General features: G+C 51.3%; 20 protein-coding genes, 2 tRNA genes and 1 pseudogene. 15 read left to right on the top strand and 8 right to left on the bottom strand.

The features are described from left to right. Nucleotide 1 precedes the first annotated feature (1 nt). From radA to J4G78_RS06025, 4 genes are read left to right on the top strand one after another with little or no spacing between them, the layout of a single operon-like run. Nucleotides 2-1,366 carry a DNA repair protein RadA gene (radA, locus tag J4G78_RS06040; protein ID WP_207989335.1) on the top strand — a complete coding sequence of 455 codons (1,365 nt, stop codon included), beginning with the start codon at nt 2-4 and terminating at the stop codon, nt 1,364-1,366. A 9-nt stretch (nt 1,367-1,375) separates the two neighbouring features. Beyond that, the gene (locus J4G78_RS06035) at nt 1,376-1,888 is read left to right on the top strand and encodes a CvpA family protein (protein WP_207989333.1); all 513 of its coding nucleotides are present in this window, start codon (nt 1,376-1,378) and stop codon (nt 1,886-1,888) included. Beyond that, the gene (locus tag J4G78_RS06030) at nt 1,885-2,325 is read left to right on the top strand and encodes an iron-sulfur cluster assembly scaffold protein (RefSeq protein ID WP_207989331.1); all 441 of its coding nucleotides are present in this window, start codon (nt 1,885-1,887) and stop codon (nt 2,323-2,325) included. Before J4G78_RS06035 ends, J4G78_RS06030 begins: the two co-directional genes overlap by 4 nt. Before the next feature lie 24 nt (nt 2,326-2,349). Next, the gene (locus J4G78_RS06025; RefSeq protein WP_243457247.1) at nt 2,350-4,098 is read left to right on the top strand and encodes a monovalent cation:proton antiporter-2 (CPA2) family protein; all 1,749 of its coding nucleotides are present in this window, start codon (nt 2,350-2,352) and stop codon (nt 4,096-4,098) included. A gap of 9 nt (nt 4,099-4,107) precedes the next feature. Here J4G78_RS06025 and aroB read toward each other — a convergent pair whose 3' ends face one another. Both aroB and J4G78_RS06015 read right to left on the bottom strand, forming a co-directional pair. Beyond that, nucleotides 4,108-5,208 carry a 3-dehydroquinate synthase gene (gene aroB, locus J4G78_RS06020; protein WP_207989328.1) on the bottom strand — a complete coding sequence of 367 codons (1,101 nt, stop codon included), beginning with the start codon at nt 5,206-5,208 and terminating at the stop codon, nt 4,108-4,110. Continuing rightward, the gene (locus tag J4G78_RS06015) at nt 5,205-5,768 is read right to left on the bottom strand and encodes a shikimate kinase (RefSeq protein WP_243457246.1); all 564 of its coding nucleotides are present in this window, start codon (nt 5,766-5,768) and stop codon (nt 5,205-5,207) included. The genes aroB and J4G78_RS06015 overlap by 4 nt, the downstream gene beginning before the upstream one ends. 255 nt (nt 5,769-6,023) lie before the next feature. Between J4G78_RS06015 and J4G78_RS18335 the strand changes: the two genes are divergently transcribed. The 4 genes from J4G78_RS18335 (at nt 6,024) to J4G78_RS05995 (ending at nt 11,440) form a co-directional block, all read left to right on the top strand. Further along, on the top strand, nt 6,024-7,868 hold the full coding sequence (locus tag J4G78_RS18335) for a hypothetical protein (protein ID WP_310737253.1): 1,845 nt from the start codon (nt 6,024-6,026) through the stop codon (nt 7,866-7,868). A 57-nt stretch (nt 7,869-7,925) separates the two neighbouring features. Then, nucleotides 7,926-8,825, top strand: coding sequence for a tyrosine recombinase (locus J4G78_RS06005; protein ID WP_207989325.1), 900 nt, complete (start codon nt 7,926-7,928; stop codon nt 8,823-8,825). A 31-nt stretch (nt 8,826-8,856) separates the two neighbouring features. Next, complete coding sequence (locus J4G78_RS06000) at nt 8,857-9,804, top strand: acetyl-CoA carboxylase carboxyltransferase subunit alpha (protein ID WP_207989324.1); 948 nt, start codon at nt 8,857-8,859, stop codon at nt 9,802-9,804. A gap of 130 nt (nt 9,805-9,934) precedes the next feature. Further along, nucleotides 9,935-11,440 (top strand): M48 family metalloprotease, encoded by a 1,506-nt coding sequence (locus J4G78_RS05995; protein ID WP_207990469.1) that lies wholly within the window; start codon nt 9,935-9,937, stop codon nt 11,438-11,440. Nucleotides 11,441-11,521: 81 nt separating this feature from the next. Here J4G78_RS05995 and J4G78_RS05990 read toward each other — a convergent pair whose 3' ends face one another. Together J4G78_RS05990 and J4G78_RS05985 are read right to left on the bottom strand one after the other, a co-directional pair. Beyond that, a complete protein-coding gene (locus J4G78_RS05990; RefSeq protein WP_207989323.1) occupies nt 11,522-11,686 on the bottom strand; it encodes a Flp family type IVb pilin in 165 nt (54 codons plus the stop codon). 114 nt (nt 11,687-11,800) lie between these two features. After that, nucleotides 11,801-11,971, bottom strand: coding sequence for a Flp family type IVb pilin (locus J4G78_RS05985; protein WP_207989321.1), 171 nt, complete (start codon nt 11,969-11,971; stop codon nt 11,801-11,803). 117 nt (nt 11,972-12,088) lie between these two features. On the opposite strand from J4G78_RS05985, the gene J4G78_RS05980 reads away from it, so the two are divergent. Further along, entirely contained in the window at nt 12,089-12,478 is a 390-nt protein-coding gene (locus tag J4G78_RS05980; protein WP_207990467.1) for a (deoxy)nucleoside triphosphate pyrophosphohydrolase, read from the top strand. Here J4G78_RS05980 and J4G78_RS05975 read toward each other — a convergent pair. Beyond that, nucleotides 12,473-13,342 carry a methyltransferase domain-containing protein gene (locus tag J4G78_RS05975; protein WP_207990466.1) on the bottom strand — a complete coding sequence of 290 codons (870 nt, stop codon included), beginning with the start codon at nt 13,340-13,342 and terminating at the stop codon, nt 12,473-12,475. The two genes, J4G78_RS05980 and J4G78_RS05975, sit on opposite strands and share 6 nt — an antisense overlap. A gap of 40 nt (nt 13,343-13,382) precedes the next feature. Between J4G78_RS05975 and J4G78_RS18100 the strand changes: the two are divergent. The 6 genes and pseudogenes from J4G78_RS18100 to J4G78_RS05950 all read left to right on the top strand — a co-directional run. Next, a pseudogene (locus tag J4G78_RS18100) lies at nt 13,383-13,532 on the top strand (double zinc ribbon domain-containing protein); the annotation flags it as partial. Between the two features lie 57 nt (nt 13,533-13,589). Beyond that, nucleotides 13,590-14,123 (top strand): ComF family protein, encoded by a 534-nt coding sequence (locus tag J4G78_RS05970; RefSeq protein ID WP_243457298.1) that lies wholly within the window; start codon nt 13,590-13,592, stop codon nt 14,121-14,123. A gap of 87 nt (nt 14,124-14,210) precedes the next feature. Then, the gene (gene grxC, locus J4G78_RS05965) at nt 14,211-14,468 is read left to right on the top strand and encodes a glutaredoxin 3 (RefSeq protein ID WP_207989317.1); all 258 of its coding nucleotides are present in this window, start codon (nt 14,211-14,213) and stop codon (nt 14,466-14,468) included. Then, nucleotides 14,469-15,308, top strand: coding sequence for a carbon-nitrogen hydrolase family protein (locus J4G78_RS05960; RefSeq protein ID WP_259371351.1), 840 nt, complete (start codon nt 14,469-14,471; stop codon nt 15,306-15,308). It begins immediately after the preceding gene. Further along, a complete protein-coding gene (locus J4G78_RS05955) occupies nt 15,305-15,811 on the top strand; it encodes a DUF1178 family protein (RefSeq protein ID WP_207989315.1) in 507 nt (168 codons plus the stop codon). The genes J4G78_RS05960 and J4G78_RS05955 overlap by 4 nt, the downstream gene beginning before the upstream one ends. A 40-nt stretch (nt 15,812-15,851) precedes the next feature. Beyond that, nucleotides 15,852-15,928, top strand: a tRNA-Arg gene (locus tag J4G78_RS05950). 23 nt (nt 15,929-15,951) lie between these two features. On the opposite strand, the gene J4G78_RS05945 is transcribed toward J4G78_RS05950, so the two are convergent. From J4G78_RS05945 to rpsA, 3 genes are all read right to left on the bottom strand, one after another. Further along, nucleotides 15,952-16,038 (bottom strand) — tRNA-Leu (locus tag J4G78_RS05945). 127 nt (nt 16,039-16,165) lie between these two features. After that, on the bottom strand, nt 16,166-16,447 hold the full coding sequence (locus J4G78_RS05940) for an integration host factor subunit beta (protein WP_207989313.1): 282 nt from the start codon (nt 16,445-16,447) through the stop codon (nt 16,166-16,168). 259 nt (nt 16,448-16,706) lie between these two features. After that, nucleotides 16,707-18,410 carry a 30S ribosomal protein S1 gene (gene rpsA, locus J4G78_RS05935; RefSeq protein ID WP_207989312.1) on the bottom strand — a complete coding sequence of 568 codons (1,704 nt, stop codon included), beginning with the start codon at nt 18,408-18,410 and terminating at the stop codon, nt 16,707-16,709. Between the last annotated feature and the right edge of the window lie 99 nt (nt 18,411-18,509).

Here is an 18,509-nt window from a genome sequence, read left to right as displayed (position 1 = left end):
GATGGCGAAGCCGAAGAAAAAATATGTCTGCCAAAATTGTGGATCTATCTCGCATCGCTGGGAGGGGCAATGCGCAGATTGTGGCGAGTGGAATACGCTGGTTGAAGAGGCGGGCGACACTATATTCGCGGCTAAGCACAATTTGCAGAGTGGCGGCCGGGAAGTTCGGCTGGTCGGGCTGGATTCGGAAATCCAACTGCCAGAGCGCAAGAAGACAGGGATAGAAGAATTTGATCGCGCGGTTGGCGGTGGACTTGTCGCCGGTTCGGCAACGCTGATGGGTGGCGATCCGGGAATCGGGAAATCGACGCTTTTGCTTCAGGTTTCTGCACGGCTCGCTGATGCGGGGTGCTCAGTGGCCTATATTTCCGGTGAAGAAGCCGCAGATCAAGTGCGCTTGCGGGCTCGCCGGCTGGGTCTGGGTAAGGCGCCAGTCAAATTGGCCTCGGCTACATCGGTTCGTGATATACTGACGACGCTAGGCAAAGATGCGCCGGATTTTGTTGTGATTGATTCGATCCAGACCATGCATAGCGACCTTATCGAAGGGGCTCCCGGAACGGTTAGTCAGGTGCGCGCATCGTCGCAGGAACTCATAAAATTTGCCAAAGAACATGGCACGATGATCATGTTGGTCGGTCATGTGACCAAAGACGGTAATATCGCCGGGCCACGCGTGTTGGAACATATGGTCGACACGGTGATGAGCTTTGAGGGCGAGCGTAGCCATCAATATCGGATATTAAGATCAATAAAGAACCGCTTTGGCGGGACCGATGAAATCGGCGTTTTTGCTATGGAAGAAATGGGACTCAGCGAGGTTCAAAATCCTTCCGCGCTGTTTCTTACTGACCGCAGTGAAGAGGTAACTGGTGCGACTGTTTTTCCTGCGCTTGAAGGAACCCGCCCGGTATTGGTTGAAATACAGGCTTTGACTGTTCGGCTGGCAAGTGGAGCAACCCCGCGCCGCTCGGTTGTTGGTTGGGACAGCTCTCGTCTAGCGATGATATTGGCTGTGTTGGAAGCACGATGCGGGCTGAGTTTCTCTGGGGCAGAAGTATATTTGAATGTGGCTGGTGGTTATCGGCTGACCGATCCAGCGGCTGATTTGGCGGTGGCGGCGGCCTTGATTTCCGCCCATGCTGAAAAACCGATGCCAAGCGATGCTGTGATTTTTGGTGAAATAGCGCTTTCTGGTGAGATTCGTCCCGTGTCCAACACGGCGCTCCGGCTTAAAGAAGCCTCGAAACTTGGCTTTGGCCGGGCGCTCATTCCAGCCTCAAAAGAACCTGCTCCGACGGGTGTGAATACTGTGAACTTTGGGACGCTTGCCAATCTCGTTGACCATATGCTTAGCCGCGATTAGCTAGTCTTTATGACTGGTCTTGATATTTTCGTATTGTTGCTAATGGGCGGCGCTGCTGTGTTCGGCTTCATGCGCGGCTTTGTGCAGGAAACGCTGTCTCTGATCGCTTGGGTGCTCGTCATTTTTTCCGTGCGGTTTTTGCACGCGCCAGTAACGGATTTTCTAATTGCCCCGATTGGCAATGAGGGCGGGGCTTCGGTCTTGGCGTTCGGATCTATTGTTATCGTAACCTATGCTTTGGGCCGGTGGATTGCTAAATCAATTGGTCGGAAGTCACGCAAATCACTACTTGGACCAATTGATCGTGTGCTTGGATTTGGTTTTGGGATGGTCAAAGGATTGATTGGCGCAACGCTCGCGTATCTGCTGGTGGTGCTAGTTTACGACAGCATCTATGGTGCAGGAGAGGCGCGGCCGGAATGGATCGCAGATTCCCGAACTTATCCACTGCTTAATGCCAGTGGCGATGCGCTGGTTGAATTTGTTGAAGAGCGCCGGGAAATGGCGGAGGCAGCAGAATGAGCGCAGCACTTTATACCCGTGAAATCCTGCGACTGGCGGTTTCGATCCCGCATCAGTCCAGGCTCGACAAGGCTGATGGAACAGCCGAGGTCCGATCACGCGCATGCGGCAGCCGCGTTGCTGCGGATATTCTATTGTCTGACGACAGGAAGATTGCAAAATTGGGCATAGAGGTGAACGCCTGTGCTTTAGGCCAAGCTTCTGCCGCGATACTTGCGACAGAAGCGGTCAGCAAGAGTGCTGACGAAATCGCCGATACAAGACAGCAGCTTGCCGGTTTTTTGGAAGGTGTGAACGACAGTCCCGGCGATTGGGCGAATATGGAGCACCTGATGGCCGCGAAAGAGCACAAAGGTCGCCACGCAGCGATATTATTGCCCTATGACGCGATTCTTGCTGCCTTCAAAGCAGCTACATCTGCAAGCGAGGCAGCTTAGAAGATGGAAGGCGCGGAAGCACATATGGGTGATCTGCTGCTGGGCGGTTTCATCATGCTCGGGGCTGCTTTGATATTGGTACTCCTCTTCCGCAAATTCGGTATCGGGGCGGTTCTCGGATATCTGATCGCTGGCATCCTTATTGGTCCCCAAGGATTTGGCCTGATTAGCGAGGGTGAGACCATTCTCGAATTTTCCGAGATAGGGATCATTTTGCTCCTGTTTCTCGTTGGACTGGAACTGGCACCCGCCCGTCTTATGCGGTTACGCCAAGCGATATTCGGACTGGGAATGAGTCAAGTTGCATTCTGTGGATTGGCGCTGTTCCTGCTGATCATGGCGACAACAAATTTCACCTTCGCCGCCGCGATTGCAATTGGCCTGCCGCTCGCGCTGTCATCTACGGCACAGGTGCTGCCAATGCTCCAATCCTCAGGGCGGCTCAACACACCAACCGGAGAGAAAGCATTTTCGATCCTGTTGTTTCAGGATTTGTCGATCATTCCGCTCCTGACCATTGTTGGAGTTTTGTCGAGAGCACCCGATGAGCCGGGAGCGCTGTCTGGTTGGATGACCGCTATACTTGGCGTTGCTGCAATCGGTGGTTTGATATTGGCTGGACGATACGTGCTACAGCCTGTGTTAGAGCTCATAGGGAAGATTGCCGAGCGTGAACTCTTCATAGTCGCAGGACTGGTAGCCGTGTTCGGCAGTGCCGCTTTGATGGAATTGATCGGTCTGTCACCTGCGCTTGGCGCGTTTATCGCTGGTGTGATGCTCGCCAATTCCCCCTATCGCCACGAATTGGAGGCGGATATTGATCCCTTCCGATCTTTGCTTTTGGGGTTGTTCTTTCTGGCCGTCGGCATGATGCTAGATGTCGATGTAATTGCGGAAAATACAGCATTTGTGTTCGGTGCCGCCATTGCGCTGGTCGCCACAAAAATTCTCATCATATTCTGTCTGGGTAAATTGTTCGGAATGGATACGCTGCCTGCGCTGGGCATGGGCATGCTGCTTAGCCAGGGCGGAGAATTTGGTTTTGTCTTGTTTGCTGAGGCTGAGCAAGCGCTGCTGATCCAACCGGAAGCCAGTAGCCTTTTTGGCGCTGTGATTACGGTTTCCATGGCAACAACACCCTTATTGATGTTGATCGTCGAACGTTTCAATGTGGCCCGTACAGAAGGTGAAGTCGATCTTGATGATCCTTCGCTTGCGGAAGAGTCATCTGTCATTGTTGTTGGTCACGGCCGTTTTGGACAGACTGTGGCCCAGATGCTCAGCGGCGCACATGTTCCCGTGACGATCATTGACATCAAGCCGCAGCAAATTGACGTGAGTCAGAAATTTGGCCGCAAGGTTTTCTATGGTGATGGAACTCGTGTAGATCTTTTGCGCGGCGCGGGCGGTGACCAATGCGCCGCAATTGTCTTCTGCATGGATGGCACAGGCTTGACTGCGGAGGCTTTGGAAATGATTGCAATGTCCTTCCCTAAAGCAAAGCTGTTTGTTCGCGCCTATGATCGCGTTCATCTGCTGGAGGTTAAAAAAGCGGGTATCGCCGGGGCGAAGCGGGAAGTTTTCGAATCTGCCATCCATCTGGCTCGTCAGGCGATGATGGCGATCGACGTTGATGAATCGCTAATTGATGAGGTTGATAGGGAATTCAGGCAGATGGACTGCGATCGCCTGGAGGCACAGCGCGCTGCTGGCGATATGCTTGCTGGAAAACATATTGGTTTTGGCCTTGGCGATTCAAATAAGGGGGATTAGAGACTAACCCTATTCAGCCTGATCGAGAAACATGGCGACGTCCTTCAATTCAACGTCATCCGCAAGAAAAGTCTGTCCGATGCCATTGGCCAACAGAAAGGGCAGGTTCCCCGCGGTCATCTTCTTGTCATGCAGCATATGTTGAACCAACTGCTCACCCGAAGCATCGATCGAAGCGCTTTTCAAGCTGTATGGTAGTCCTGAATCTTTCAAATGAGCGGCTACACGGCGCGCATCGGCTGCACCACAATGACCACGCCTTTCAGAATAATGAAAGGCCAATGCCATACCTGCTGCCACGCCCTCGCCATGAACCAGTTTGCTCGAGTAACCGGTTTCAGCTTCTAGCGCATGGCCGAATGTATGACCCAGATTGAGTAACGCGCGGCGGCCGCTGAGTTCCTTCTCGTCATCCGCAACGATTCCGGCTTTGGCTTGGACGCTTTGGCTTATGGCATAGCTCAAAGCCTCGGGGTCGCGATTTAACAAGGCGGAGCCATTTTCCTCGCACCAGTCGAAAAAAGGCGCATTGTTGATCAAGCCATATTTGACAACTTCCGCATAGCCAGCGCGTAATTCCCGGTCAGACAATGTGCCAAGCACCAGCGGATCAATGAGGACAAATTGCGGTTGGTTGAAACGACCGATCAGGTTCTTGCCAGCACGGCTGTTAATAGCGGTTTTCCCGCCGACGCTGCTGTCAACTTGCGCGAGCAGGCTGGTAGGGATCTGGATAAACCGACAACCGCGTTTCAGGATTGAGGCAGTAAAACCAGTAAGATCACCAATGACGCCACCGCCTAAAGCAATCAGTGTGTCAGATCGTTCGGTGCCATTATCCAATAACCAATCGGTCAATTGCTCAAGCACTTTCCAGCTTTTGGTTTGTTCGCCGGCAGGCAGAACATGACTGATCACTTTAATCCCGGAATTCTGCAAATTCATCTGCAATGGTTCCAGCCATTTGGCCGCAACATTCGAGTCCGTTATCACGAACGCTCGATTATTTTTGAGATGAGGTTCGAGGTGATCTGCGATGGTATTTAACGCGCCCGATTCCACAAGGATATCATACCCATTGCCAGCAAGATCGACAGGTATTCGAGTCATTTGCGCAGGGCTTTCACGATGTTGTCGACGGTCAATTCATGCGGGGCATCATTACCGGTGACATGGAGGTGGGCCAACGCATATACGGGATTTCTCTTGGCGGCGAGATCGCGCAGGATCGTTTCTGGATCGCCATTTTTGAGTAAAGGTCGTGTATCGCGCCGGGCCACGCGACTGACTAGAATATCAATATCCGCATCGAGCCATATTGCCGTTGCTTTGGACAATATAAGCTTTCTCGTTTCTTCGTTCATAAACGCGCCGCCGCCCGTGGCTATTATCTGCCGACCATCGTCGATAAGGCGCGCGATGACTCGCCGCTCTCCATCGCGAAAATAGTCCTCGCCAAATCGGTCAAAAATTTCGGCGATCTTGAGATCGGCTGCTTTTTCAATTTCCTCGTCGGCATCAATAAAGGGCAAATTCAGCCTTTTCGCAAGCCGACGCCCGACAGTTGTCTTGCCGACGCCCATTAAACCGATCAAAACCAGTGGTTTGTCGATTAATATACCACACTCCCCACCGGATTCTTCGGTGGATCGGTCAAAAGGGTCTTTCATGTTTTTGTCCATTGAGGCAAAGGCTATACATAGGAAGCGAACGAGTGCAAAACCCAATGCGCTTGCAGTTGTAAATTTGGTAAAAAGAGAGTTAGTAGAACAAAGATGCCGCGGAACTTGGTTTTTCTGATTGTCTTTCTGATTGTCGTCATTGGCGCGATGTTTTTCTTGGCTTCCATGGATGTGGAGCAGGACCTGAAACCTTTTGAAAAGCCTGTTGTTTTAGAAGAGCCGAACTAAGTCATGCGCTCTCACTTGAAACATATTTCTCTCGCCACAGCTGGTGTTGCCGCTCTGGCACTGTCCTTGCCCGTTTTGGGCCAAAGCTCGCCAGAGTCTCTGTTGCCGCCTGGTTTCGGAGACCCTCAACCCGCGCCGACACCAGCGCCTAGCCCGGCCCCAACACCAGCTCCAACACCGGCACCTGGCCCGGTTAACAGCCGTCCAACACCCGCTCCTGCTATCGGTCCTGTTGTTAGTGACCCTGATTCTGTGACAGGTGTTGCTAGCGGTTCGCCTTCATCTATTTTGGACTTAGATGAAAATAGTGATTTGAGCGAACTCGATGATGCTCTGCAACCGCAATATTATCTGCCGACAAGTGCCCGCCGCTCGCTGGCGCAAATTGGTGTATTGACTGAGGAGGCAGGCGGCATTGCACCGGATGGTTTTGGGGAAGAAGGCGGTCAATATCTGACCAATCTTATCGAAAATCTGAACGGACCGATAATATCTCGCTGGGCGTCCATTTTGCTTCGCCGGACCCTGTTGAGCAAAGTGAACAGTCCGGAAAATGTAAATCCAGCGGACTGGGTTGCCGAGCGTGCATGGCGACTCTTGCTAATGGGTGAAGCGGATGCTGCTCGTTCACTCGTGCTAAAGGTTGATGGCGGGAATTTTACGCCGCGATTATATGAAGTCGCCATGCAAGCGCATTTGGCAACCGCTGACCCGGCGGGAATCTGCCCCTATATTCAGGGCGGAGCCAATGTCAGCGATGCGCCGACTTGGATCATGTTTCGCCCCATTTGCGCTTCTTTTTCCGGTGAACAAAGCCGTGCATCGGCGCTTTTAAACGAAGCGCAACGGAAAAAAGTCGCAACTGGTATCGACTATCTGCTCGCTGAAAAAACGGTGGGCGCTGGTTTTCAGGGCCGCCGTGCGGTTACCATTAAGTGGGACGACATTGAGTTTTTTAATAACTGGCGCTTCGGCTTAGGTGCTGCCACCGGCGTTGAGCCGCCGGACCGACTATATGAGCAAGCCGGTCGGCATGTTCAGGGTTGGCGGGCGCGGGCACCGATGCTCTCGCGCGATTCGAGGATGACGGCTTCAGATACAGCGGCGGCAATCGGAACTTTGTCGAATAGGGCGATGGTTGATCTATATGCCGCGACCTACGATGACCCAGAAGCGAGTGATGATTTAAAGGCACGGGCCTCAACTCTAAGGCAAGCATATACAAATCCGACTGCGATCGGACGGCTTGAGGCGATGCGTACCTTGTGGACGCGTTCAAATGGAGCATTGACCTCCTATTCGGCTAAAATATTGACCGCACGCGCGGCCGCTAGAATCCCAGCATCGGCAAATGTGGATGACGGTAGTGCAGACTTGATTGCATCAATGCTGTCGGCCGGCCTGGACAGGAATGCCGCACGTTGGTCCACGCAGGTTGCATCTGGTAGCAATGGTTGGGCTTTGCTGGCCGTAGGGGCACCAGAGCCAGCCGTTACAATCGACAGTGCTGCGCTTGACGAATTTGCAGATAATGATGAAAGCGCTGACCAGTTGAGGAGTAAATTCTTGCTGGCTTCGGTTGCAGGACTGGGTCGTGCAGATTCCGCAACGATCGAGAGTCTTGCCAACGATCTAGAATTTGATCTCGACGGTAGCACTAAGTGGACCAGAGCGATCCAGTCCGCAGCGCGGCGCGGGCAAGCTGGCACCGTCGCTCTGTTAACGGCCGTTGGTATGCAAGGACGAGGCTGGAACGCGATGTCGCCCCTCCATTTGTTTTACATCACCCGCTCGTTGAAACAGGTAGGCATGGAACCGGAAGCCCGGATGATCGCTGCCGAAGCTTTGACACGGATATAACAATCACTCGATCACGCTGGACTTCCCATTGTGTATGGCCATCGCTATCTTTGAAATATGACGAGTAGTGACCCCGCCTATATTGAACGTTTCCTAGAGATGATGGCGGCAGAAAGTGGCGCTTCTCCCAATACATTGTCAGCCTATCGATCCGATCTTGAACAAGCATCAGGTATAAAAAGGGGTTCGCTTTGGGACGTAGATCGAGACGGATTGCAGGATATTATCAGCGCTTGGAGTGATTTGAAAAATAATAGCGTTTCCCGCAAGTCTTCGTCTTTGCGCCGGTTTTTTGGTTTTCTGGTCGAGGAAGGTTTCCGTCAGGACGATCCCTCCAATGGACTTCCGCGCCCCGCAGGACAGCGTTCGCTGCCAAAAATTTTGTCTCATGAAGAAATTGCGAGACTTTTCGAGACGATCGAATCCGCGTTGGAATCCGCTAAGGTTCTACCAAAAGATGTGCGGCTGGCGGCTCTTGTCGAACTGCTATATGGTTCCGGTCTCAGGGCCAGTGAACTAGTATCGTTACCGCGTAAATCTGCGATGGCGGATCGCCCATTCTTGATCATCAACGGCAAAGGCGGAAAGGAACGACTGGTTCCGATTTCTGATCGTGCGCGCCACGCCGTCAAGAGATGGACTGCATATGTCGAGCCAGATGAAAAATATCTGTTCCCATCACGGGCAGGTCATCTCAGCCGGATAAGATTGTTTCAGATTATCAAGGATCTCGCAGTCAAATCAGACATTAATCCAACGAAGCTAAGTCCCCATGTTCTGCGCCATGCGTTCGCCACGCATTTATTGGAAGGGGGCGCTGATCTTCGGGCATTGCAAACGTTGTTGGGCCACAGCGATATCAGTACAACTCAGATATACACACATGTGGACAGCGCTCGCCTAGTCGAGCTTGTAAACAGCCGGCACCCTCTCGGTCGTCATGATCTCTCGCGTTGACGTTTTTGTCTAGCGGTTCTAACCGAATAAGATGACATCTTTTCTTGATTTTGAAAAACCCATTGCAGCACTTGAATCGCGGATCATTGAACTTCGTGAGACAGCGGATGAGGGTTCTCTCGACATCGAGTCCGAAATCACGAAACTGCAGACCAAATCAGCAAAAATGCTTCGCGATACATATTCGAACTTGACGCCCTGGCAAAAGACACAGGTGGCTCGCCATCCAGAGCGTCCGCATTTTAAGGATTTTGTCGCTGGTTTATTTGACGAATTCATTCCACTTGGTGGCGACCGCAATTTTGGCGATGATCAGGCAATTCTCGGCGGTTTTGCGAAAATGGGTGGCCAACGTTTGATCGTTATTGGTCATGAAAAGGGCGACGATACTGAAAGTCGATTGCGTCACAATTTTGGCATGGGAAAACCGGAAGGGTATCGAAAAGCTATAAGACTGATGGATATAGCGGATCGGTTTTCTTTGCCGGTTGTGACTTTGGTCGACACATCAGGTGCATTTCCCGGCGTTTCAGCAGAAGAACGCGGGCAAGCCGAAGCCATCGCACGTTCGACAGAAAAATGCCTGTCATTGGGTGTACCAATGGTTGCTGTTATTGTCGGCGAAGGCGGTTCCGGCGGCGCAGTAGCACTGGCTGCGGCAGAACGCGTATTGATGTTGGAACATGCGGTTTATTCGGTCATTTCGCCAGAAGGCTGCGCGTCGATCTTATGGCGCACCGGCGACAAGGCTGACATCGCGGCAGATGCGATGAAAATTACTGCGCAAAACCTGAAAAAACTGGGTGTTATTGATCGGATAGTAAAAGAGCCGATCGGCGGCGCGCACCGGGACACTGGTTTGTGTATCGCCAATTTGGGAAAGGCCATAGCCGAAGAAATCGAGGACTTAACTGCTCTGGACCGCAGAGAGTTGAGAGCGATGCGCCGCGAAAAATTTCTGAAAATCGGAACCCTTTGAACCTGCAACGGTTATATTGAAAATCACTGTTGGTGCATTCGTTCCGTCGTGGTGACGCGGTTTTACACGGGCTGCCCTTCCGCTAGATGGCGGTGTGATATATAACATGCAGGAGGAGAGTCCGATGAAAATGAATAGCAAAACAATTCTGTCTACCGTTGCGATACTGTCATTGACAGCTTGCGGTGGTACTGGTGCTGATGCGGGGTCGGTTGAGTCCGCCAGCAACGGGGCCTCCGCGCAAGGGGGACCAGCAAGATCGATTTCAGCCGAAGACAAGAAAAAAGGTTCAGAGGCACATCCGCAACTATTACAGGAATTTGGAGGCATTTATTCCGGCCCTCAAACCGCTTATGTCGTTCGCGTCGGTCAGGATATTGCCGTGCAATCTGGACTGGGCGATGCTCGTAGCGACTTTACCGTTACCTTGCTCAACAGTCCGGTGAACAACGCTTTCGCGATTCCCGGCGGATATGTTTATCTTACTCGTCAACTTATGGCATTGATGAATGACGAAGCTGAAATGGCCGGCGTTCTTGGTCACGAAGTGGGTCATGTTGCTGCTCGTCATGGCCAGAAGCGCCAGAAAGCTGCGCAACGGAACAGTATTTTGGGCGCTTTGGGCCAAATCGGAGCCGCCATTTTATTGGGTGACTCTGCGTTGGGTAAGCTGGGGCAAGAAGTCTTCGGAACTGGCAGTCAGCTGCTTACCCTAAGATATTCTAGGAAACAGGAATATGAGGCCGACGACCTCGGCATCCGATATCTCGCATCTGCTGGTTATGATCCCCAGGCTTTGTCGACAATGCTGGAGTCACTGGCTGCACAATCGGCTATTGATGCGCGTGCCGCTGGCCGAGATGCTCGCTCGGTACCGGAATGGGCCAGCACCCACCCTGATCCTGCGCAGCGTGTCTCACGTGCTGCAAGAAATGCTCAAAAATTGGGCGTTTCAAGTGGAAAGCGCAATCGCGATGCGTTTTTGGCCAACGTAGATGGCGTCATGTATGGGGATGATCCGAAGCAAGGCGTTATTCAAGGTAATGACTTTCTGCATCCTGACTTGCGATTGAAATTTGCGGTACCCAATGGCTTCAAAATGCAAAATGGTGCTCGAGCGGTCACAATAAGCGGTTCTGCGGGACAAGGGCAGTTTACCACGGCAGCTTATAACGGCAATATGGCAAGCTATATTGATTCTGCTTTTCGGCAGCTGTCGGGGCAGGGCCAGGCTATTTCCTATGGAGATATTCAGCGAACAACTGTCAATGGTTTACCTGCATCTTATGCAATTGGACGGGTAAATGGCAAAAGCGGTCAGATCGATGTGACAATATTTGCCTATGAATTTTCAAAATCCAGCGCTTTTCATTTTGCAACTTTGGCACCAGCTGGCCGTGCCTCAGTCTTTACGCCGATGTATGACAGCGTCAAACGACTGACATCAGCTGAAGCTGCTGCCATCAAACCACGCAAAATTGATGTGGTAACAGTAAGAAGTGGGGATACAATCGATAGTCTATCACGCAAAATGGCTTATACCAGCTATTCGAAGGACCGGTTCTTGGTCTTAAATCGCTTGCGTTCCAATGACGGTCTTCGTGTCGGCCAAAAGGTAAAGATCGTTACCTATTGATTTGCGGCCAATTGTCATTGGCACAAAAAAAGACGGCAGCCTTTGCAGGCTGCCGTCCAAATTTCTAGATTAATCCGAAGATTAACCAGCCATTTCGTCATTCACTTCGTTGAAAGTGTTGCCGAGTGTGTTACCCAGCTGACCCATTGCAACAATAGCTGCAACAGCAATCAAAGCAGCAATCAAACCATATTCAATGGCGGTCGCGCCTTCTTCGTTCTTAAACATTTTACGTACGAGTTTCATGTCTGGTCTCCTATATTTGACAAACTTCACTTACCCAATCAAACCCAAATTCAGGGCCGATATTCAACACACTATGCTAGAAACCTTTAAGAATGTTTAACGTGCAACGGCGGCTTAGGAATTGGTGACAACCTCATCGGCAACGTCATTCCACATATTACCGGTTGTATTTGCCACATTGCTAATTGCTACAATTGTAGCAATTGCGATGAGCGCCAAAATCAAACCGTATTCTACTGCCGTCGCCCCCTGTTCAGAACGATATAACTTTTTAAAAAAACTCATTATATCCCCCTTCAACACTTCTAAGGTTCTGCTAAGTTGCGAACAGGGCTTTTTTCACAGAAAGGGATTAACAAAATCCTTACATCGCAAAAAAAAGTGGAAAATAATCCGACATACCTGTTTGTGGTCGCCGCTGCTCTGGTTGATCAAAAGAACAATATTCTGGTTCAGCAGCGACCGGAAGGAAAGCCAATGGCTGGTCTGTGGGAATTTCCTGGCGGAAAGGTAGAAGCTGGTGAAACTCCAGAAGATGCACTTATTCGTGAACTTGACGAAGAGCTGGGGCTGGTCGTTAAAACGAAAGCTTTAAGCCCGGTGGCATTTGCCAGCGAGCCCCTTGGTAGCAAACATCTCCTCCTCCTCCTCTACACGTGCCATGAGTGGACAGGTCAGGCTGTAAATTTGGAAGCCGCAGCCATGCAGTGGCTTCCTGTTCAGGAATTGAAGCATCTGGATATGCCACCTGCCGATCAGCCGCTGGTTGAACAGTTGTTGGTGGCGTTATGAATCGGTCGCCGGTTTGTTGAGTGCTGTTTTAAGCGACACCTGACCACTACCACGGCGCGCAGGAACCGGTTGTTCAGGATGAGGGGCCCATCCGCATAGATAAATTAGCTCCATATGTTCGGTTGTCTTTCCCGTTGCATCAGCTTGGTTTTGAAACATTGCCTTGGCCTGCTCATAAACGGTTCGTGAGAGAGGGCGAATGTTATCATTTAGTATATTACCGCCGCCGATATCCCTGACATCTTTGATCAGCTTGTCAAATTCCCGGTAGCGCAGATCAAAGCCATCGCTGTCTACAACCGGTAAAGCCAAGCCAACACGGGAGACAAGATCGCCGACTGTTCGTATGTCAATTTGGGGGTGTACATGGGACACAACACGATCACCTTCAGCTTGCATCAACAGAGATTTCAGAGTGGTCAAGCTCTCTGCCCCGATGAATGCGGCCAGCAGCAGCCCGTCTGGTTTTAAAATCCGCCGGGTTAATGCCAAAGCTCCGGGGAGATCGTTTACACTGTCTAGCGTTCCCATATTAATGACAAGGTCAAAGCTATGATCAGCAAAAGGCAAGCGATCTTCGTCACATTGAATGCCATGTGCTGCGGCCACTGAAGCAAAGCCGGAATCGGCAACTATTGTCTCAATGTCGGCATCTTCTAATGCGAGCCGCAGTGCATGCCCGGACTGCCCAATCACCAAGCATTTTTTAAAGTCGCGCTTTATCAGAGAGAGCCTGCCCAATATTTCTTCGGACATAATTTGACCTATAAAATCATTCCCTCGGGTGCGAAAAAAAGCACGGTCACGAAAGCGGCGGCGGCGCGCGCGATCAAATAACTCCTTGGGTTCATCTGGATTTTCCATATGGTCTTGTGCCTTCCGGAAGAACGGGCGACAAGAGCTAATGAGGTTTTTGTCGACTCTACTAAAAACGGCCGTTGAATTCGCACTGCCGCCGCGTTGCCCGATATGCGGCGTCACCGTTGAGGCCGATAATCGGTTTTGTTTGTCGTGCTGGCAAGATTTGGATTTCTTGGATGAGCCTTGGTGCTCATCATGCGGCAAACCATTTGCTTTTGCTCAAGGAAAGGATGCGCAGTGCGCGTCTTGTTTGAAAGAACGACCGGAGCATGACGGCGTGCGATCTGTGGCGGCCTATGACGATAAAAGCAGTTTATTGCCCATGCGGTTGAAATATGGAGCGCGTCTTGGGTTGGCCGAACTAATCGGGCAACATATGGTTCGATTTCTGCATGAAGTACCGGCCGATGCTCTTATAGTTCCCGTGCCCTTGCATCGCTGGCGTCTTTGGTCGCGCGGTTATAATCAATCGGTGCTGATTGGGCGGGCGCTTTCAAAACAAAGCGGTCTAGATATGACCAGCGACATTCTCACCCGCAAAAACGCCACGCCGCCATTGCGGTCGATGTCCGTGAAAAAACGCCGTACCATCGTCAATCGCGCATTTTGGATATCACCAAAAATGGTAGGCAGTATCGCAGGAAAAACAATCATTCTGGTCGATGACGTCTATACGACAGGATCGACAGCCAATGCATGTGCCAAATTGCTGAAAAAATCTGGCGCCGCGAAAGTACTGGTTTTCTGTTGGGCGAGAGTTTTGACAGATTACGATAAGGCCTGACTAAAGTGAGGAACTTGAGCTAGCGGAGTTGATTTATCATCTGATCGGGACCATCTGCAAGGCAACCGGGTAACATTGGAATTTTTAATGGCTAAAGTTGAAATTTACACCAAATTCACTTGTGGATATTGTTTTCGGGCAAAAGCATTGCTGAAAGAAAAGGGTGCGGCTTTTGAGGAAACCGACATCACTATGGGTGGGCCTAAGCGTGAGGAGATGATTCAACGGGCTGGAGGAAGGACAACAGTACCGCAGATATTTATCAACGATCACCATATTGGCGGTTCTGATGATCTTGCATCTTTAAATGATGCTGGAAAATTGGACGCGCTCTTGGCCGGATAATTGCCCAGTCGTATTGCCTTGGCCCAGATGTGCAGCAGCATAGATCCCGCTGCCAATGCATTATCGTTACGTAATCATATAAATGAGGCCGCAGGGCAGGGAGCTGAAATCCTGTTTACGCCTGAAATGACGGGCTTGGTCGATCGTGACCGAGGCCGTGCGAAATCGAACATACGCCAAGAACAGGATGATTTGGTTCTTCAGGAAGCCCGTGATTCTGCTGCCCGCAAAAAAATATGGGTCGCGATTGGTTCACTGGCCATAAGGCTTGATGCAGATGATGAGGCCAAATGGGTTAACCGATCATTCCTGATCGACCCAGCTGGACAGATCAGCGCGCGCTACGATAAAATCCACCTGTTCGATGTTGATCTAGATACTGGTGAGACATGGCGCGAATCCGCTGCCTATCAGGGCGGATCCGAAGCGATTGTTGCGCCCGTTGGTAACGCGACCATCGGTCTCTCCATTTGCTATGATCTCAGGTTTCCTACGCTCTATGCAGCTTTGACTGATGCAGGTGCGGATATTCTCTCAATACCAGCTGCTTTTACCGTCCCCACTGGCAAAGCCCATTGGGAGATATTGTTGCGGGCTCGTGCCATTGAGGCAGGCGTTTTTGTAGTCGCAGCGGCGCAATCAGGTTTGCATCAAGATGGTCGGGCAACTTATGGCCATTCCATGGTGATCAGTCCGTGGGGACACGCCTTGCTCGACATGGGATCCAATCCCGGTGTTGGGTTTTGCGACATAGACTTGGCTGATATTGGTGAGATACGGAATCGTATTCCAGCAATCTCTAATCGCCGCTCATTTACCTCCCCAAAAGCTTCTTCATGATAGTATTTGATCTTATCTGCCGCGATGGCGAGCATCTGTTTGAAGGCTGGTTTGGTTCTTCGCGTGATTATGAAGACCAACTGCGAGCTGGCCTGATTGATTGTCCGATCTGCGGCAGCGCCGCCATCGAAAAAGCGGTGATGGCACCTAATGTTGGCATAAAAGCGAATCAGCGTTCCAGCGCCGCCACGTCTTCAGCGAATCAAATGGATGTATCGGGTGAAACCGAGAATAAACAGCCAATAAGCAATGCGACGGAAATTTCTCCCGAATATAGCGAATTGGTCGGTAAGTTAGCGAAAGCCCAAGCGAAGATACTCGAAAAATCAAAATGGGTCGGGGCAGATTTTTCTGAACAGGCCAGAGCGATTCACTATGGCGAAAAAGATGCGAGTCCGATCCACGGTACGGCCTCTAAGGATGACGTTGCTGAATTGGAGGAAGAAGGTGTGGAGATAATGCCGCTACCGCTTCCAGTTAATCCCCCGGAATCACAAAATTGACGCTGGTCTATCAATGATGCAGCGGCTAAAAAGCTGCCACGCGCCCGTAGCTCAGTCGGATAGAGCATCAGATTCCTAATCTGGGGGCCACAGGTTCGATTCCTGTCGGGCGCACCATATCCTTGATATAAATTTAAAACTGGTGCGGACGGCGGGACTCGAACCCGCACACCCATTTCGGATAGCAGATTTTAAGTCTGCTGCGTCTACCATTTCGCCACGTCCGCACCGGTAGATCCAACTTGCGTTGGAATATGCGACAAGCATCATTGCGCGTAGCAGGTCAAGGCCTGAGATGCCTAATTTGATATTTTTTGATGAGCTGTCAATGATTTGACAGTTTCGGACATATGGTCAGTTCTTGTTGAGCTGCTCGCGAATTTCTTTGCCCGGTTTGAAATAGGGAACGCGTTTGGCCGGGACGTCGACTGACTCCCCAGTGCGCGGGTTGCGACCAATGCGCGGCTTTCGTTCGCGGGTCGAGAAAGCGCCAAAACCACGCAATTCAACACGTCCACCTTCAGCCAATTTTTGGCTTATCTGATTGAAAAACAAGTCAACAATCTTCTCAATCTCGTCTGGTTTCAGATCGGGATTTTCTTCGGCCAGTTTTTCGAGCAATTCAGAACGTATCATGAGCGTGCCTTTCCGATCGTGGGGCGACCACGGAATTTAAGCTGTTCGCGTTGTGCATATGCGTTTGATCTGCAGCGCGATATTAAGTGATACTGACAGAAAATTTACATGTTTTCAATGGGCTTTGGATTTTACATTGTAATACGTCTTGAACCGGGACGCATTGGCCGCATCCTAGTCAGTAGCAAATGAAAAAGCCCGCCTCGTTTCCGAGAGCGGGCTTTTTCTTGAAACCATATCGGGCTTTTGCCTGTAGGTTTTAGTCGTCCTTCTTCTTGAGCGCTTCGCCAAGAATGTCGCCGAGGCTTGCTCCCGAATCGGTAGAGCCAAACTGTTCGACAGCCTGTTTCTCCTCAGCGAGCTGATGGGCTTTGATCGAGAAGTTTGGCTTTTTGGAACGATCGAAACCGATAACCATAGCATCAACTTTCTGGCCAACCTGGAAACGGTCAGGGCGTTGCTCATCACGGTCGCGGCCGAGGTCGGTCCGTTTAATGAAGCCAGTTGCGCCATCGTCGCCGACTTGCACTTCAAGACCGCCATCGCGAACTTCAAGCACGGTAACGGTGGTAACAGACCCTTTCTTGAGACCGCCTGTGTCGGTTCCGCCAACCGCAGGAGCACCTTTTTCAAGCTGCTTCATGCCGAGGGAAATCCGCTCTTTCTCTACATCAATGTCGAGAACGATCGCTTTTACCTGTTCACCCTTGTGGTGGAGGTTGAGTGCGTCTTCGCCGGAAATGCCCCACGCGATGTCAGACATGTGAACCATTCCGTCCACGTCGCCTTCCAGACCGATGAATAGACCGAATTCGGTCGCGTTCTTGACTTCGCCTTCAACCGTGCTGCCGACAGGATGCGTATCGGCAAAGTCGGTCCATGGGTTGGACTGAGCCTGTTTGAGACCCAGCGAAATACGGCGTTTCTCGGTATCGACTTCCAGAACGATCACATCCACTTCCTGAGAGGTGGAGACGATTTTGCCAGGATGTACGTTTTTCTTGGTCCAGCTCATTTCGGAAACGTGGACAAGGCCTTCAATGCCGGCTTCGAGCTCAACGAAAGCACCATATTCGGTGATGTTGGTAACCGAACCGGTCAGTTTCGTGCCAACGGCATATTTCTCGGAAGCAGCATCCCAAGGATCGCTCTCAAGCTGTTTCATGCCGAGCGAGATACGCTGCGTGTCTTTGTTGATCTTGATGATCTGAACTTTCAGCGTATCGCCGATGTTGATCATCTCGTTTGGATGATTAACCCGCTTGTAGCTGAGATCGGTGACGTGGAGCAGGCCATCAATGCCGCCCAGGTCAACAAACGCACCATAATCGGTGATGTTTTTCACAACACCTTCGGTTACTTGGCCTTCAGCCAGCGATTCGATCAGACCCGAACGCTGTTCAGCGCGGGTCTCTTCGAGGATGGCGCGGCGAGATACTACAATATTGCCACGCTTGCGGTCCATTTTGAGGATCTGGAAAGGCTGTGAAATGTCCATCAGCGGGGTCACGTCGCGCACGGGGCGGACATCAACCTGGCTGCCGGGCAGGAAGGCTACGGCGCCGTCAAGATCAACCGTGAAGCCGCCTTTGACGCGTCCGAAGATAATACCGTCAACCCGGTTGCCTTCGTCATATTCTTTTTCAAGCTTGTCCCAGCTGGCTTCGCGGCGGGCGCGGTCGCGGGACAGCATGGCTTCGCCGTTCACATTTTCGATCCGGTCGACATAAACTTCGACTTCATCGCCAACATTGAGTTCGGCTTTTTGACCGGGAGCGGCGAATTCGCGCAGCGCCACACGGCCTTCTGATTTCAATCCTACATCGATGACAGCCATGTCATTTTCGATGCCGACAACGGTGCCTTTAACCACGCGGCCTTCAAAGCCTTGATCTTCACCGCCAATTGATTCGTTTAATAGTGCCGCGAAATCGTCGCGACTGGGAAATGCCGTAGAGGCCATATAAGAGTTCCTTAACAGATATTTTTTCGGGCCAAGCGGTTGGTTCCGCTGGTCTTGGACCAAAACATGACCGCCACCGCATGTGACAGCCATATCACA

This window comes from Parasphingorhabdus cellanae (genome assembly GCF_017498565.1).
Taxonomy (GTDB): domain Bacteria; phylum Pseudomonadota; class Alphaproteobacteria; order Sphingomonadales; family Sphingomonadaceae; genus Parasphingorhabdus; species Parasphingorhabdus cellanae.
Note: the sequence above shows the minus strand (reverse complement) of the source record. Positions and strands in the feature narration are given on the sequence as shown.

Bases quoted from the DNA above. Each gene is read 5' to 3' on its own strand.
- radA (WP_207989335.1), top strand. From the start codon at position 2: ATGGCGAAGCCGAAGAAAAAATATGTCTGCCAAAATTGTGGATCTATC.
- J4G78_RS06035 (WP_207989333.1), top strand. From the start codon at position 1,376: ATGACTGGTCTTGATATTTTCGTATTGTTGCTAATGGGCGGCGCTGCT.
- J4G78_RS06030 (WP_207989331.1), top strand. From the start codon at position 1,885: ATGAGCGCAGCACTTTATACCCGTGAAATCCTGCGACTGGCGGTTTCG.
- J4G78_RS06025 (WP_243457247.1), top strand. From the start codon at position 2,350: ATGGGTGATCTGCTGCTGGGCGGTTTCATCATGCTCGGGGCTGCTTTG.
- aroB (WP_207989328.1), bottom strand. From the start codon at position 5,208: ATGACTCGAATACCTGTCGATCTTGCTGGCAATGGGTATGATATCCTT.
- J4G78_RS06015 (WP_243457246.1), bottom strand. From the start codon at position 5,768: ATGAAAGACCCTTTTGACCGATCCACCGAAGAATCCGGTGGGGAGTGT.
- J4G78_RS06005 (WP_207989325.1), top strand. From the start codon at position 7,926: ATGACGAGTAGTGACCCCGCCTATATTGAACGTTTCCTAGAGATGATG.
- J4G78_RS06000 (WP_207989324.1), top strand. From the start codon at position 8,857: ATGACATCTTTTCTTGATTTTGAAAAACCCATTGCAGCACTTGAATCG.
- J4G78_RS05995 (WP_207990469.1), top strand. From the start codon at position 9,935: ATGAATAGCAAAACAATTCTGTCTACCGTTGCGATACTGTCATTGACA.
- J4G78_RS05990 (WP_207989323.1), bottom strand. From the start codon at position 11,686: ATGAAACTCGTACGTAAAATGTTTAAGAACGAAGAAGGCGCGACCGCC.
- J4G78_RS05985 (WP_207989321.1), bottom strand. From the start codon at position 11,971: ATGAGTTTTTTTAAAAAGTTATATCGTTCTGAACAGGGGGCGACGGCA.
- J4G78_RS05975 (WP_207990466.1), bottom strand. From the start codon at position 13,342: ATGGAAAATCCAGATGAACCCAAGGAGTTATTTGATCGCGCGCGCCGC.
- grxC (WP_207989317.1), top strand. From the start codon at position 14,211: ATGGCTAAAGTTGAAATTTACACCAAATTCACTTGTGGATATTGTTTT.
- J4G78_RS05955 (WP_207989315.1), top strand. From the start codon at position 15,305: ATGATAGTATTTGATCTTATCTGCCGCGATGGCGAGCATCTGTTTGAA.
- J4G78_RS05940 (WP_207989313.1), bottom strand. From the start codon at position 16,447: ATGATACGTTCTGAATTGCTCGAAAAACTGGCCGAAGAAAATCCCGAT.
- rpsA (WP_207989312.1), bottom strand. From the start codon at position 18,410: ATGGCCTCTACGGCATTTCCCAGTCGCGACGATTTCGCGGCACTATTA.